The sequence below is a fragment of the Sphingobacterium sp. JB170 genome (assembly GCF_900163865.1).
Taxonomy (GTDB): domain Bacteria; phylum Bacteroidota; class Bacteroidia; order Sphingobacteriales; family Sphingobacteriaceae; genus Sphingobacterium.
Genome location: NZ_FUKU01000067.1, coordinates 1 through 15,714, shown reverse-complemented (window position 1 = coordinate 15,714; position 15,714 = coordinate 1). Strand labels below are relative to the sequence as shown.

General features: G+C 41.8%; 12 protein-coding genes. 6 read left to right on the top strand and 6 right to left on the bottom strand.

Annotated elements, in window-relative coordinates:
* The first annotated feature begins 1 nt into the window (after position 1).
* From FM107_RS17010 to FM107_RS16995, 4 genes are all read left to right on the top strand, one after another.
* Positions 2–1,174 carry a PepSY domain-containing protein gene (locus FM107_RS17010; RefSeq protein ID WP_086949687.1) on the top strand — a complete coding sequence of 391 codons (1,173 nt, stop codon included), beginning with the start codon at positions 2–4 and terminating at the stop codon, positions 1,172–1,174.
* Between the two features lie 545 nt (positions 1,175–1,719).
* Positions 1,720–4,881, top strand: a complete 3,162-nt coding sequence (locus tag FM107_RS17005; protein ID WP_086949686.1) for a TonB-dependent receptor — start codon at positions 1,720–1,722, stop codon at positions 4,879–4,881.
* 17 nt (positions 4,882–4,898) lie between these two features.
* A complete protein-coding gene (locus FM107_RS17000) occupies positions 4,899–6,551 on the top strand; it encodes a RagB/SusD family nutrient uptake outer membrane protein (RefSeq protein WP_086949685.1) in 1,653 nt (550 codons plus the stop codon).
* Positions 6,552–6,729: 178 nt separating this feature from the next.
* Positions 6,730–7,572 carry a hypothetical protein gene (locus tag FM107_RS16995; protein ID WP_086949684.1) on the top strand — a complete coding sequence of 281 codons (843 nt, stop codon included), beginning with the start codon at positions 6,730–6,732 and terminating at the stop codon, positions 7,570–7,572.
* 248 nt (positions 7,573–7,820) lie between these two features.
* Here FM107_RS16995 and nhaA read toward each other — a convergent pair whose 3' ends face one another.
* Both nhaA and FM107_RS16985 read right to left on the bottom strand, forming a co-directional pair.
* Entirely contained in the window at positions 7,821–9,002 is a 1,182-nt protein-coding gene (gene nhaA, locus FM107_RS16990; RefSeq protein WP_086949683.1) for a Na+/H+ antiporter NhaA, read from the bottom strand.
* On the bottom strand, positions 8,995–10,434 hold the full coding sequence (locus tag FM107_RS16985; RefSeq protein WP_256959607.1) for a sodium:alanine symporter family protein: 1,440 nt from the start codon (positions 10,432–10,434) through the stop codon (positions 8,995–8,997). Before FM107_RS16985 ends, nhaA begins: the two co-directional genes overlap by 8 nt.
* A 221-nt stretch (positions 10,435–10,655) precedes the next feature.
* Between FM107_RS16985 and FM107_RS16980 the strand changes: the two genes are divergently transcribed.
* Complete coding sequence (locus tag FM107_RS16980; RefSeq protein WP_086949681.1) at positions 10,656–12,041, top strand: TrkH family potassium uptake protein; 1,386 nt, start codon at positions 10,656–10,658, stop codon at positions 12,039–12,041.
* A gap of 6 nt (positions 12,042–12,047) precedes the next feature.
* Complete coding sequence (locus FM107_RS16975; protein ID WP_086949680.1) at positions 12,048–12,725, top strand: TrkA family potassium uptake protein; 678 nt, start codon at positions 12,048–12,050, stop codon at positions 12,723–12,725.
* Positions 12,726–12,962: 237 nt separating this feature from the next.
* On the opposite strand, the gene arsB is transcribed toward FM107_RS16975, so the two are convergent.
* The 4 genes from arsB to FM107_RS16955 all read right to left on the bottom strand — a co-directional run bounded on the left by arsB (position 12,963) and on the right by FM107_RS16955 (position 15,502).
* On the bottom strand, positions 12,963–13,994 hold the full coding sequence (arsB, locus tag FM107_RS16970; protein ID WP_086949679.1) for an ACR3 family arsenite efflux transporter: 1,032 nt from the start codon (positions 13,992–13,994) through the stop codon (positions 12,963–12,965).
* 3 nt (positions 13,995–13,997) lie between these two features.
* The gene (locus FM107_RS16965) at positions 13,998–14,612 is read right to left on the bottom strand and encodes a low molecular weight phosphatase family protein (RefSeq protein ID WP_086949678.1); all 615 of its coding nucleotides are present in this window, start codon (positions 14,610–14,612) and stop codon (positions 13,998–14,000) included.
* Between the two features lie 18 nt (positions 14,613–14,630).
* Entirely contained in the window at positions 14,631–15,095 is a 465-nt protein-coding gene (locus tag FM107_RS16960) for a DUF6428 family protein (protein WP_086949677.1), read from the bottom strand.
* Positions 15,096–15,169: 74 nt separating this feature from the next.
* Entirely contained in the window at positions 15,170–15,502 is a 333-nt protein-coding gene (locus FM107_RS16955; RefSeq protein WP_086949676.1) for a helix-turn-helix transcriptional regulator, read from the bottom strand.
* Between the last annotated feature and the right edge of the window lie 212 nt (positions 15,503–15,714).

The following is a 15,714-nucleotide window of genomic DNA, read 5'->3' as shown; positions in this document are numbered from 1 at the left end:
GATGAAGACAAAAAACCTGCTGACAAAGGCTGTGGGTAAGCTCCATTTGATATTGGGCCTTGCCGTGGGCACAATCGTATTTATTGTAGCGCTGACAGGTTGCTTATTTGCCTTTCAGCAGGATATTACCAGTTGGTTGCGGCGCGACATTATTTACCACCAAACGAATATTGCTAACAAACAGGTGCTACCACTCGCGCAGCTTGAGGCGAACGTTAAGGCCTTTACAAAGGAGCCGTACGAGGTCTTCTGGGTTGACATCCCGCTTGATAAACGTAAATCCTATGTGTTTATATATTTGGAAATGGACCCGGATGCCTGGAACTATTTCGATGAGTTCGTTAGCTATAAGTCGGTTTACGTCGACCCCTATTCGGGCGAAGTACTTCGGTTTATTAATGAAGAACACACATTTTTCCATATCGTTAAATATATTCACTTTAGCTTGCTCTTCAACTCTACTTGGGGAAAGTGGATAACAGGCGTTCCGACGTTGATTTTTATTTTTATGCTGCTGTCCGGACTTTACCTATGGTGGCCTAAAAAAAGCAGATCCATCAAACAGCGATTCTGGTTTCGATGGAAGAAAGTTAAAGGGTGGAAGCGTAAAAATTATGATCTTCATAATATACTGGGCTTCTATGTCATACCATTTGCCTTGATATTAGCAATCACGGGAGCCTTTTATAGCTTCCTTTTTATACAAGGGCTCGTGTTTACGACATTTGCGAAATCCGGGGAGACGTATCCTTTTTATAGCGAATATAACCGGGAACTGGATACTGAGAATTTTGAATTCTCGATGCTTGATAAGATGAGTGCGAAAGTAGCCGCCCGCTACCCCACGGCGGCGCAATACTCAATCGTATTTCCTTATGAGCATATGGAATACGAACATCCAGAACATCCGTATGAAGTGTATGTCAAGCAGCTTGATTATTCCTACCATATTAGCCACCGTGTGATGTTTGATCCAAACACTGCGGAAATCATCAATACGGTGAATTACCAGAATAAGAGCTTAGCGGTGAAGGTGCTAGATGCGAACTATGATATTCATGTAGGCGCTATCGGTGGAATGTGGGGTAAGATACTGGCTTTTATTATCAGTGCTATTTGTGCGAGCCTTCCGCTTACTGGATTCATGATCTGGTGGGGCAGAAAAAAAAATTGAATAGACAATCAAAGAAGTTAGCTATGCCGGTGGGCAGTGGTATGTAGCGTTATTGCGATCCTGGCACGAGATCAGTACGAGAAACGATGGGAGGGGCTGAAAGTTAAATTTCAAGTCCCTTTTTTAGCATATTTTGAATTAACAAAGTCTTGCCAGGCATGTGCTATGTCGATTTAAAATTCTAAAAAACACTTAAATTTTCTCGTATTAAAGATTTAAAATTAGAATAAATTTGCTTTCTATTTGCTGACTATCTAGTAGTTAGCTAAAAACTGTTAAAAATCGTTAAGTCAGACATATTAAAAGTGATTGGAAATGTGTCGATGCAATAGTTTGCGATATTTAAAATGGACGATTTAGCCTAAATACCAATTATTAATTGATTTAACTTATTTGTTGCGAAATTCAGGATGCGTCATTGTGCAATATATTTTGTGATTAGGTGATAAAGCAATCGATTGTGTTTAGCTATTGTTACCGGGATATTGGTTTAATGTATATCTTTCATCTGTTGTAATATTTAGAATTTACAGATAACTATATTCATGAAAAAAAGATTTACTAAAAATTATTTAGTAAATAGAACCTATCCATTCGCTTCGGCTCTTCTGCTGGGAATTACTATACCTTCCTTCGGATTTGCTGCAGCTGCAAAAATGGAAACACGCGTTCTATTTACCCAAAACCAGGAATCCATTACGGGCGTCGTGAAATCTGTCGATGGACCAGTAATTGGTGCAACAGTATCGATTAAAGAAAACCCATCGATTGCCACTTCGACCGATGCAAACGGGAAGTTTATTTTGCAAGCGAGCCAAGGGCAAACGCTTCTGGTTAGCGCGATCGGTTACCTTAAAACAGAGTCTATCATCCAGGGAAGCGTAATAGATATTGATCTCGAGGCTGACCAAGAAAGTTTAGAAGAAGTTGTTGTAGTGGCTTTCGGTACGCAGAAGAAGGTTAATTTAACCGGATCCGTTGCGTCGATCTCTCCGAAAGAATTGGCGGAGCGCCCTGTTTCATCCCTTCAAAATGCATTACAAGGTATTTCTCCAGGTATTACGGTCCTGAGTAGACCAGCTGAAGTCGCCAAGGGCAACAATGCAACGATTACCGTTCGTGGCCGCTCGAACCTGGGAGCTCCTGGACCAATGTATATCATCGATGGTACCCCGGCAACTTCCGCAGAATTTACTGCCATTAGCCCGAATGATATCAGCAGCATGTCTGTGCTAAAGGATGCGGCATCAGCCTCGCTTTATGGCTCGCGTGCTGCCAACGGTGTGATTTTGGTAACCACCAAAAGAGGTGGTGGTGATCGCGCAGTAATCGGCTTCTCGGCGAGCTATGGCTGGCAGCATTCTACCTTTGTGCCTGAATTCGCAAACTCGCTCGAATATATTGAGCTCTACAACCGCGCGATGGCGAATGCTGGTAAGCAAACACACTTCACCGGTGATATCATCGATATGTACCGCACAGGTGCCGATCCTGACCGCTATCCGAATACCGACTGGTATAAGGAAATCTTAGATCAGGGTGCGCCGCAGCGCGAGGCGAGTTTAAGCATCAATGCGCCGGGTAAAATTACCAACTACTACTTAGGTTTAAACTACTTCGATCAAAATTCACTCGTTCCTGGTCGAAAGCAAGATCGTATTAACATCAAGTTTAACACCAACACCGACGTGATTGATGGGCTATTGAAAGTGGGGACAAACGTATCGTTTTTGAAACAAGATTACGACCGCGAAGGACTTGGTATTAGTTGGGTAGAAATGGGACGCGCTTTGCCAATGACCGTACTGCGCCAATCCGACGGGCAGTGGGGATCAATATCCAATGGTACTGCCAATTCCACTATCGCCGCTACCAATCAAATGCGCGCTATTACTGAAGGTGGTGAAGGCTGGAATAGAGATAACTATTTGCAGTTAGCTGGAAATGCTTCATTCACACCATTTGAAGGTTTTTCTTTAGACGGGTTAATGTCCCTTAAATACACCAATACAAATAGTTGGGACTTCACCAAAAGGCAAGACTTCATCCCTGATTTTTTAACCGGGGCTTCTCTTCCAGGTACCGCCGTTCCTATTAACGAGATGGAAGAGTATTGGGGAAAACGCCAAGAGCTTCTTTTGCAGGCAGTAGCGAATTACGAACGAAACTTCGGTGCCCACTACGGGAAAGTAAGTGCCGGGGTGTCGCAAGAGTCGAATGTATATCGGGAGGCATTCCTAGGTCGTAAAAACTTTGTCAACAACGATTTAGAGACAATTATTAACGGTTCGTCCTCGCAGTCTGATATGAGCAGCGACGACACCGGGCTGGCCAATCGAACTATCCAAGATGAATGGTCTATCCGCTCTTTCTTTGGACGCTTCAATTACAACTACATGGAGAAATACTTGTTTGAGGCTAACTACCGTATTGATTATTCGTCTCGCTTCTCGCCCGAGAATCGCCGCGCACAGTTCCCTTCAGTTTCTGCTGGATGGGCAATTGACAAGGAATCGTTTATGGACGAGGTACGCTGGGTTGACGCGTTGAAGGTAAGAGGGTCATGGGGTGTTTTAGGTAACCAAGATGCCGTCGCCATCGGTAACTATTACGACCTTATTAGCATCAGCTCTCTATATAGCTTTGCGGGCGAACCTGTAGATGGTGCGCAGCAAACTGCAGCGGTAAATAAAGCAGCACTATGGGAAAAAGTTTACCAAACAAACCTGGGTATCGACGCGGCATTATTTGAAGGTAAAGTTGCCTTAACCGCCGATTACTTCGTGAAAAATACGAGAGGGATATTGTTACAACCTACATTCCTCGCTACTTCGGGATGGGAAAAAGCAGCTTACTTCAACCAAGGAGAGACCACAAATAAAGGTATCGAAGTGACTGCGACTTATAATGGTCAGGTTGGTGAAGAGTTCAAGTATTCGATTTCAGGAAATATATCTAAAATTAATAACACGATAAATAGCCTTGGTACGGGAAGGGACGAGATCATCGACGGGTTATATATCAACCGTGTTGGAGAATCGGTAGGTGACTACTACGGTTATAAATCTGACGGATTATTCACCTCTCAAGAAGAAATCGATAACCATCCCAGCCAAACCTCGATTGCTGGAAACTCGAAAGTAGGCGATATCAAGTATGTTGATGTTAATGGTGACGGCGTATTGACCGCAGAAGACAGGACAATTCTAGGAAACGATGTACCATGGCTTAACTATGGATTTAATTTCAGCGCCTCATACAAAGGATTTGATATTAACGTGCTTACCTACGGGGTGGCGGGCGTTAAAACTTACTTTCAGCAAGAGGCGGTGCAGCCATTTTTCAACGGCGGAAACATTAAATCGACTTGGTTAGATGGGTGGACAGAACAGAATAACGTGGCGGACGCTCCGTTCCCGCGTATTACTACCACTTCGGATGCAGTTCAAAACTACGTCACTTCAGATTTTTGGCTGTTTAGCGGCAACTATTTTCGTATCCGCGGGATCACGCTTGGTTATACGTTCGATAAAGAGCTGATAAAAAAAGCGAAATTCTCCAACCTACGTGTGTTTGCCTCGTCCAACAATCCTTTCACAATTATGGCTGACAAGCGTCTCTCAGACTACGATCCGGAAACTGGTTCGGGTAGGGCGAGCTATCCGGGAGTGAAGACATTCTCGATTGGTCTAAACGCTAGTTTTTAATATTTTAATTGATTACAATGAAAAGAATAATATATTTTGGTTTGCTTGCTAGTTTATCGTTTTCCTCCTGTAGTGAGGAATTTTTGGAGCGTACACCTTTGAACTCTGTTTCCGAAGAAACCTTTTGGAAAACGGATAATGATGTTTATTTAGCCGTTAACGCTATTTACGCAACACTTCCGGGTGAAGGTATCATGTACGATGATGCAGCAACGGACATTGCCCATGGACAGTATGGGTGGGAGAGTTCGGCGACAACGATCTCCTCGGGAGTGGTTAACTCATCGTTGAATGCGGGATGGGAATATGAAGACCAACGCAAAGCCAATTACTTTCTGGAGAATGTAGATAAGGCGGAGATGAATCAGGAATTAAAAGAACGCTATAAAGCGGAAGTTCGTTTTATAAGAGCGTTTTCTTATTTCAAAATGACCAACCTTTTTGGGGATATTCCGTTGGTGACTTCTGTCCTTGACTTTACCGAGGAGCAGCTTAATGTTCCCAGAACGCCTAAAGCGGAGGTGATTGATTTTGTCATCCGTGAGCTCGATGCTGCAGCTGCTTTATTACCGGAGAGTTATTCTGGAGGCAAGACAGAAGAGCGGGGACGGATTACCAAAGGTGCGGCGCTAACGTTGAAAACACGCGTTTTATTGAGCGAAGCTCGGTACACGGAAGCTGCTGCCACAGCTAAAGAAGTTATAGCACTCGGATACGCGCTCTTTAAAGTGAACAGCGAATCGGCGTTAGACAAAAAGGACGATTACACGAAATTTGTAACGTTCGAAAATGCTGCTGAAGAACAAAAATTTCGCTTAGGTTTGCGCAGTTATGAAGGTCTTTTTCACCAAGTAAATGAAGGAAATAACGAGGTGATTTTGGATAGACAATTTATCGAACAAGTACAGGCGAACTACCTCAATACCTACCTGATGGAAGGAAGTATTGGAGGATGGAGTTCTATCGCCCCGACGCAGAGTCTTGTGGATAGCTATCAAAGCTTCAAAACAGGTGAAATAGTCGATGTAGTTGCACCTGCGGTACGCGCAGAGCGTTACAACAAAGACAAGACAGCTTTCGTGGAAGAGTTTAAAAACAGGGATCCAAGATTCTATGCTTCCATTTTATTTGAAACAGCACCCTGGAGCGCGTTAACGACCGCCGGAAATTACACCTTTAAATGGATTGATGGTGCTAGCAATATGTCAAAAACGGGTTATAACTTCCGCAAGATGGTCGACCCGGTAGCAAATAAAGAGCAGCTCGATAACCACAGTAACATTATCATATTTCGTTATGCGGAGATCTTATTAAGCTATGCTGAAGCGCAAAACGAAGCGTCGGGTCCCGATGCGTCTGTTTACGACGCAGTCGATCAGGTTCGTGCTCGTGCAGGGATGCCAGCGTTAAATCGAACGACGTATGCTTCCAAAGAGTCCCTACGTGAAGCGATTCGCCAAGAACGTAAAGTGGAGCTTGCTTTAGAAGGTGTTCGTTACCTCGATATTCGCCGCTGGGAAATAGCGCCAACGGTGATGGGTAGTATCTATAACGTCAAAAATGCGCTTGCCCAGGAACGTATCTGGGATGACAAGTTGTACTTGATGCCTGTGCCTCAAAAGCAGATAGATTTAGCATACGGCATATTAGAGCAAAATCCAGGCTATTGAGTAACACAATAACGGTGGTAGAATTTTTAAAGTGTTAAAGTTACTTTAAAAACGCTTCCTCTGGGAAAGAATATTTAGAACGATCATGCGATGACATCAATTGATCGTTCTTTTTTTTACGCATCATTCTGGACGGAGAGATAAACCCAATATTTACAGCATTCTTAGTGTAATAGCTTTGCGGTATCAAAACAAAACGAGTCTGCACATCGTTATAAACAATATGCAGCTTATTGAATTTCGGCCCGAAGGAATCTATTGCTCTGTTGGGAGATTTTATATCGATCCTTGGAGGCCAGTTGAACTCGCTTTAATCACACACGGACATGCTGACCATGCGCGCGCGGGGATGACGAAATATTTATGTCATCACTATACGGTGCCGATCTTGCAATCTCGAATTGGTGCGGATATCCGTATTCAGGGTGTCGAATATGGAGAAAGCATGACTATTAACAATGTCCACGTTTCGTTTCACCCTGCCGGGCACATTATCGGATCTGCTCAAATCAGGATGGAATATAAAGGAAAAGTTGTTGTGGTTTCCGGCGACTATAAGCTGCAAGAGGACGGACTTAGTACACCTTTTGAGTTGGTGAGGTGCCATGAGTTTGTGAGCGAAAGTACGTTCGGCTTACCTATCTACCAGTGGGACACTGTCACGCGCCAGAACCGTGCACTTGCAGAATGGGTTACGCTCAACAAGTCCAATAAGCGGACCTCGGTATTTGTTGGCTATTCTTTAGGTAAGGCGCAACGGATCATGAAGGCCGTTGATGGTCTCGCGCAAATTCATGTTCATAATTCGATAGATAAGCTTAATCGCGCCTATAGCAAAGCGGGAGTCGCCTTGCCAGACCATCAACCGAAAGTGTTTGCGGGGACCCCTCAGATTTCTGGACACGTGCACCCAGGTGTGAGGGTGAAGCTCTCGGTGAATAAATGGCATCACTTTCCCGCGTTTTTGGTTGGTGACGATCATTTGATTTTTACCTGCTTTTTCCCACTTTACGGGGCTTGACACAAAAGTGAATATTACCGGCGGAATTTATCATGCATTTTATTAAAAGGGGATATTTGAAGTCCCAGGGAATATCCGGTAACCAAGCATACTCGCTTGAAATCCCATCAGAGTAATTTCCTTGCAACGCGTACAACTGCCGGGTCACCGACCTTCTTTACACGGATTCCAGCTTCCGCGTTAATAACCGGTAGTATCACTTATATAGAAAATCTATTACTGCGCCAGCTATAGATGAAAAATAAGGCCTATAGCTTATTTGCTTGTTCGACACGAGAGTTGTATAGAAAAAGATATCCAGCAATACCGGCGAGTATCGAGGTGATCAAGATGGATAGCTTTGCTTCATTAACATGCAATGCATCCTCAAAAGATAAGATCGAGATAAAGATCGACATCGTAAATCCGATACCAGCAAGTAATCCAACACCAATGATCTGTTTGTAAGTACCGCCTACTGGTAAGGTGGTAACATTTAGCTTCGTACAAAGATATGCCATAAGAAAAATACCAATCGGTTTACCTAATAGTAGCCCCAGCCCAATACCCAGCCCCAAAGGAGCCGTCAGTCCGTCAATCATTTCACTGGCCAAAGTGATATTTGTATTTGCAAATGCAAATAGCGGAATAATAAGAAAATTGACAGGTCTAACAAGTGCGTGCTCGAGTCGTTCGAGTGGTGATTCTACGTCGGTGTCATTTGTTGGAATTGTCATTGCCACTAACACACCTGCAATTGTCGCATGAATACCGGAGTGGTGAACAAAATACCAGATAAATACGCCTGGAATAAGATAAAGATATGGATTCAGTACGTTTAATCGATTCATGATAATAAGAACCGATAATCCCGCGGCGGCATATAATAGGTAGCTTGTCTCGATTCCCGAAGAATAAAAGAATGCGATAACCATGATGGCAATCAGATCGTCAACAATTGCAAGGGCGGCCAAAAATATTTTTAAGCTGGGCGGTATGCGTTTTCCTAGAAGACCAATAACGGCAAGGGCAAACGCGATATCGGTTGCCATAGGGATGCCCCAGCCACTGGCTGTTTCGGTGCCAGCATTCAGACTTACGTAAATTAACGCGGGAACGATAGCCCCACCAATAGCGCATAAAATCGGGAGTGATGCCTTTCTTGGAGATGACAGTTCTCCTTCTACGATTTCACGCTTGATCTCTAGCCCCACCAAAAGGAAGAAGATTGCCATAAGACCGTCATTTATCCATAACAAGATGCTGTAATTCAGGTGTATATGTTCTGATTCATATCCTATTCGCCGATCTAAGAGGTTTTGCAGACCAACGCCTGCGGGTGTGTTTGCTAAGATCAGTGACAGAATCACACATATAAATAGGATAATTCCTCCTGCGTTACTCGATTTGAAGAAGTCCCTGAAGACCGTTAAATTAATCAACTTATTCATCTTTCTGTTGTTTATTGTTTTCTAGCCAGGTCTCCATATTCGGAAACTTGAATATATTGTTGTTAAAAATAGGGTCTTTTTTTTGCGTTTTCTGCGCATTGTAGTCTTGAAAAAGAATGACAACTTTGCGATGTAGTAGGATTATAGCAATTAAATTTAGCCAGGCCATCAAACCGACTCCGATGTCCCCCAGTGTCCAGGCGGACTTCGCTGTACTGACGCATCCCAAATATACCGAGCTCAAAATCAAAACACGAAGTATCCAAATGGCCCATGTTTTATTGGCTTTTCTAATTAGAAAACTGATGTTTGTCTCAGCAATATAGTAGTAGGCCATAATCGTTGTAAACGCAAAAAACGTCAGTGCTACAGCTATGAATGCCCCTCCAATAACGGGGAAATGATGAGATATCGCCTGTTGTGTGTAGGCAGGGCCAATTTCAACGGATGGTAGATTGTGAACAATAAATCCACCATCCGGGTTACGCACGTTATATTGTCCCGTAAATAATATCATAAGTGCCGTTGCAGTACAAACGAACAGCGTATCCACATAAACGGAAAAGCCTTGAACAAGGCCTTGCTTGATCGGATGAGACACTTCCGCCGCTGCCGCTGCATGAGGAGCCGTTCCCTGTCCAGCTTCGTTACTATAGATGCCCCGTTTCACACCCCACGCGATAGCGGTTCCAGCAACCGCTCCAAAGCTGGCCTCCATATTTAAGGCCGATTTAATAATTAGGGATAATACGTCAGGAATCTGTGTGAAATTTAGTCCGATAATTACTAAAGCCATTAAAATGTACGCACCTGCCATAAATGGAACAACATATTCGGCTACTTTACTTATTCGCTTTACACCGCCTACAATGATTATTGCTAAAAATATTGCAAGGAATATTCCTGTAACTACCGGGGATATATTGAATGCAGACTCCACTACCGCACTTATACTATTACTCTGCACACTAGGAAGTAGAAATCCTGTACTCACAATTGTGACGATGGCAAACGTCCAAGCAAATGATTTTGAATTCAAGCCTTTTAAAATATAAAATGCTGGTCCACCACGGTATTCTCCATCGTTGATTTCTTTGTACATCTGTCCTAACGTGGCCTCGACAATAGCAGAAGCACTTCCTAAAAATGCAATAACCCACATCCAGAATACCGCGCCGGGTCCCCCCATTCCTATCGCTGTTGCGACGCCCGCAATATTTCCGGTACCAACTCGCCCTGATATTGCCAAAGAAAAAGCCTGAAAGGATGATATTCCACGAGTCGAACTTTTGCCCTTAAAAAGCAAGCGTAACATTTCTGGAACCTGCGTTACTTGAGGTAATCGAAAGCGAATCGTGAAGTATATCCCCGTCAATAGGCAAAAGTAAACAAGCGCATCGCTCCAAATTATATTATAAATTTTATCTATCAAAATTTGCGTTTTAGTACTTGCATTGTCTATTTGCTAAAGTAGATAAATCTATTGGAGACAGGTGGAATTATTGCATAGATTCTGATTATATTACGATGTGTGTTTAATTGTAAACGTCTATATTTTATTTGAAGGGTGTGCTGAAGATTATTTCCCTGATAATATTTGTATTTTTACGCAAACCAAGTTATTTTATTAGTTTTACCGCAAATAATTGAAAAGTGATCAAGCGAAGTTTTTTTAATCCTGCGCAGTTGTTTATTTCTAGTTTTTTGGGACTCATCGCATTAGGCACTCTTTTGCTCCGTCTTCCCGTCGCTGTAAATGAACCTCTGACTTGGATAGATGCTTTATTTACAGCCACCAGCGCAGTTTGTGTAACGGGCTTAGCGGTTGTGGATACGGCAACACATTTCACATTTTGGGGACAGCTCTTTATCATGTTGCTGATACAGGCGGGGGGGATAGGGATCTTGTCCTTTGCGGGATTGTTTACTTATTTTCTTAAGGGCGGAAGTAGTTACGAGAATCAATTAGCTATTCGGGATTTTTCAAATACAAATCGTTTAGGAGAGGTCTTTGTTCTCTTAAAACGCACAGTTTTGATAACTTTCGGTATAGAAATCGTTGGAGCCATCGCGATATACTGGAGCCTTGCGGAAACGCCCTCTGAATTAGCTGTTAGTCAGCGAATTTTTTTATCGTTGTTTCACTCGGTTTCTTCTTTTTGTAATGCGGGATTTTCCGTACTGCCTAATGGGCTCATGAATGAATTGGTTTTATATAATTATGGTTTCCAGTTTACAATTGCATGCGTCTACATTTTTGGCGGTTTAGGATTTCCGATCGCTATTAACGTACTGAAATATTTGAAACACTTATTGAACAGACTATTTAAAAAATGGACTTTAAAAGGAAATTACCATCGTCCTTGGGTGATTACTATTAATAGCAAAATCAATCTTATTACAACTGTTATTATTTCCGTAATCGCGACCATGGTTCTCTACATCAACGAGTATGATCATGTATTTGATCAACATGAAGGTCTGGGTAAATTGATCATTGCCTTTTCGACAGCAACCACCCCCCGAACGGCGGGATTCAACAGTATCGACTTTGCTCAGTTACATTTTTCCAGCATATTGTTCATAATGCTACTGATGTGGATAGGTGCATCACCAAATTCTACTGGTGGGGGGATAAAAACGAGTACATTGGCTGTTGCTGTATTAAATGTTATTAGTTTAGCAAAAGGAAAAGACAGAACGGAGATTTTTCGTCGCGAAATTGCGACGATTTCAATTCAACGTGCTTTTGCTACTATGTTTCTTTCATTGCTTGTTATCGGGTTAGGCGTCTTTGCCATAACTTTTTTCGAGCCGAGCCGACCTTTGGTCGATGTCGCTTTCGAATGTTTTTCAGCTTATAGTACCGTTGGTCTATCACTCGGGGTGACAGGTGACTTTGTACCGCAGAGCAAGATTATATTAATTCTATTGATGTTCATCGGAAGGGTAACGATGCTGTCGGTTCTGATTGCGCTTGTAAAAAAGGTACGTTACACGCATTATAAGTATGCTCCTGAGGAGCTTACAATAAATTAATTATTTATGAAATTTACAATTATAGGCTTAGGAAACTTTGGCGCATCATTGGCAGAAAAACTTACCATGCAAGGTAACGAAGTGATTGGTGTGGATTGGCAATTAGAAAAGGTTACAGATTTAAAAGAAAAGATCACACACACCATTTGCCTTGATGCAACTAACGAAACTGCGTTTGCATCTTTGCCTTTAAAAAACACAGATGTATTTATTGTTGCAATAGGCGAGAACGAGGGTGCAAATATCATGGTTACTGCTTTGTGTAAAGAAGCGAATGTAAAACGTTTGATCAGTAGGGCTGTCAATCGTCTACATGAAAAGGTGCTTGGTGCTCTGGGTGTGTCCGAAATAGCACACCCGGAAGAAGAATCCGCAGAGCGATGGGCCAAACGGCTCTGTATGACAGGACTAGTTGATTCTTTCGAATTAAACAGTAACTATTCGATTGTAGAAGTGGTGGTCCCGCAAAAATATGTTGGTAAGACAATTCAGGAAATCGGATTTCGAGAGAAGTATGAGTTGCTAGTACTGACTATTTTAAAGAATACGGAGAAACAAACCTCGTTTGGAAAAAGTGTAGTGACTACCGTGTTACATGGCATTCCTAGACCTGATACGAAACTAGAAACTGGTGATATCTTAGCAATTTATGGATATAACGATCATATTAAATCATTCCTTTAGTGATTATTTACGCTCAATAACCCGCTGTCTTTCAGTTTTTAGCTTAATTTAACGTGATGAATAATTCTTAGAATCTAATCGTTGGGGCTTTTTTCCGATTTTCTGCGTTCCAATAAATGTAATAAGCCCGAGCGTACTTCTCTTGGATACGCTACATTGCGTAGAAGAGGGGAGCGTCATTCATCAAATTGGTACCCCTTATCTCTGAAAGATAAAGCGCTCGTTGATTTCTTGCTATTACGTGTAATATTTCTTCTTAAGCCATAAACTCGCTTTAACCAACAGTATTAATACAGGCACTTCCACCAGCGGTCCTATAACACCGACAAATGCCTGGGGTGAATGAATACCAAATACTGCTATAGATACCGCTATTGCCAGCTCGAAATTATTACCCGTGGCGGTAAATGCAATTGATGCATTCTTGTCGTAAGAAATATTTAAGGACTTGTTGATAAAAAAACTTACGAAAAACATTAACACAAAATAGATGACAAGCGGCACAGCCACTTTAATCACATCCATTGGCAGTTCCAATATTTTATCACCCTTCAAGCTGAACATTACAACAATCGTAAACAGTAATGCATATAGCGTAATTGGTGATATTTTGGGGATAAATTTCCGGTTATACCATTCGCTACCTCTTGATTTGACAAGTGTGTAGCGCGTCATAAAACCAGAAAAAAACGGGATACCCAAGTATATTAAGACGCTTTGTGTCACGTCTTTCATCGATACACTTACATTGAAATTGGCTAGCCCCAATTTACTGGGCAGTATGTTAATAAATAACCAAACGAGGAAGCTATAGCTTAAGATTTGAAAGATGCTGTTCAACGCAACCAATAAAGCAGCGTATTCTCTATTGCCTTTTGCCAAATCGTTCCACACAATCACCATGGCAATGCATCTCGCTAAACCAATTAATATCAAGCCTGACATATAATCTGGCTGATCTCTTAAAAAAAGCACTGCTAATCCAAACATTAGGACCGTTCCTACCACCCAGTTGAGAAATAGGGATATACCGATTACTTTTTTATTTTTCAATGCGATTGGTAGTAACGAATAATCTACTTTGGCCAGCGGCGGGTACATCATTAATATAAGTCCTATTGCTAAAGGAATGCTTGTCGTGCCAACCGATAAATCTTCGTTAATATTGGAAATTCCAGGAAATAAATATCCCAATGCGATTCCGATCGCCATGGCCATAAATATCCATAAGGTAAGGTACCGGTCTAGAAATTTTAGTTTTGGTTGCATCAGCTAACGGTTAATCAATGAAAAAACATAGAACATTTCCGCTGCTATCTGCAGACTTCTTTGCATATATACCTGCGATTGTTCCGGAGTTCCGTCTGCGACCTTAGGGTCTTCAAATGTGATTGGTATTCGCTTTTCAGCACCTGCAATAAAAGGACAACCCCTGTCTGCTTGCGAGCAGGTCATAACAGCGAGAAAAGTTGATACCGGATTGAACCGGTGATCATATTTTTTAGAAAAACCAATTACCGGTGGGACATTGTCATTGTACTTTATACCATATACAGCGTTATCTGAATCGGTAATTTTGAAAATGGCAAAACCTTGACGCGCCAACGCTTCCAATACGGTTGGGAATATTGCGGTTTCCTCCGTGCCGCCCGAATAACAAAAAACGTTTGGAATATTAAAATATGCCGCCGCCGCTTGTGCCCAAACTTGTGATAAATGGCTTCGTCGAGAGTTGTGCGTACAGATGAAATTGATATTTACCGCTTGTTTGCTGTCAACTTTATTTTGAATACTATCAATCAGTGGTTGTAATATAGATTTGCGTTCTTCGCTGATAATAGAGGTCTCGATTATTTCGTTAATCGTTGCCGCTAGATTTGGATACATTTCGATGGATTTTAAGTACTAGCAACATCCTGAGCCAGGTGTACAGCTGTTATTTATTAATACATCTAATTCTACTTTTTGCTTTTCCGGTGGAATACCACAGGCATCATTTGCCAGACATGCGGTTTGTTTATTTTGAAGAACAAAACGTTTTCCATTAAATTCCAAATCATATTTACCTATTGTACTACTTTGGTATTCTACTTCGATCTCCACATCTTGGATACCTAATTTCTCTTCGGATAGGTTGATGATATGGAGCAGTTTGCTAGGTTTTAGACGGTGCTCATAATCATCGGCATTCCATAATTGGAAATTTACGACTTGCTCTTGCCGGGTTACGCCACCACAATCAATAAAAGTCTTGGTAATTTGGCCGACTTCGGTGACGTGGAAGTGTTCAGGAACTAATGTTCCATCCTCTAACTGAAACTCAACATTGTCCAATGATTGTAGGATTTCTTTGATTTTTGATAGTTTCATAGTGACTCTATTTTAGATGTAATTTTATTTAATTGTAAATTGCGATATAACGATATTAGATACTAAACGAAATACTACGGACAGCAGCTGCTAACTTTCACTTTCTGATCGAAAAATGCATTAAACTCTGTTTGAATTTCTTTCCATATGGTTTCCTCCACACAGTAGCAAACAGATTTACCTTCGATCGTCCCCTGTATGATTCCGATCTGCTTTAGTTCTTTTAGGTGCTGAGAGATAGTTGCCTGCGCGAGGCCCAACTCCTCGACCAAGTCGTTGCAGATACAGGTTTTTTGATCAATGATATGCTGCAGTATTGCAATTCTTGCAGGATGACCCAAAACCTTAAATCGGGAAGCTAGCCTATTTTGTTCCTCGTTGAATATTTCTGATCTAGTAAGTCCCATTGTATTTTTTATATATTGCAATATTACGATATTAAAACATTGTCTGCAAATATTTTTTTATAAATTCCTAATTGATACTATTGCTTATCGGTCGGGTGGTTCCACATACTGATGTCATCCCCGTTTGGCGTATATCGTTAAGTTTTTTGAATATGAAATCAGTAGCGTCCTAAATAATTTTTTGGGTACAGAAAGCCCGTCTTCATCGCTAT

What these genes read in the sequence shown, in the direction of transcription:
- FM107_RS17010 (WP_086949687.1), top strand. Translation starts at nt 2, where the DNA reads ATGAAGACAAAAAACCTGCTGACAAAGGCTGTGGGTAAGCTCCATTTG.
- FM107_RS17005 (WP_086949686.1), top strand. Translation starts at nt 1,720, where the DNA reads ATGAAAAAAAGATTTACTAAAAATTATTTAGTAAATAGAACCTATCCA.
- FM107_RS17000 (WP_086949685.1), top strand. Translation starts at nt 4,899, where the DNA reads ATGAAAAGAATAATATATTTTGGTTTGCTTGCTAGTTTATCGTTTTCC.
- nhaA (WP_086949683.1), bottom strand. Translation starts at nt 9,002, where the DNA reads ATGAATAAGTTGATTAATTTAACGGTCTTCAGGGACTTCTTCAAATCG.
- FM107_RS16975 (WP_086949680.1), top strand. Translation starts at nt 12,048, where the DNA reads ATGAAATTTACAATTATAGGCTTAGGAAACTTTGGCGCATCATTGGCA.
- arsB (WP_086949679.1), bottom strand. Translation starts at nt 13,994, where the DNA reads ATGCAACCAAAACTAAAATTTCTAGACCGGTACCTTACCTTATGGATA.
- FM107_RS16965 (WP_086949678.1), bottom strand. Translation starts at nt 14,612, where the DNA reads ATGTATCCAAATCTAGCGGCAACGATTAACGAAATAATCGAGACCTCT.
- FM107_RS16960 (WP_086949677.1), bottom strand. Translation starts at nt 15,095, where the DNA reads ATGAAACTATCAAAAATCAAAGAAATCCTACAATCATTGGACAATGTT.
- FM107_RS16955 (WP_086949676.1), bottom strand. Translation starts at nt 15,502, where the DNA reads ATGGGACTTACTAGATCAGAAATATTCAACGAGGAACAAAATAGGCTA.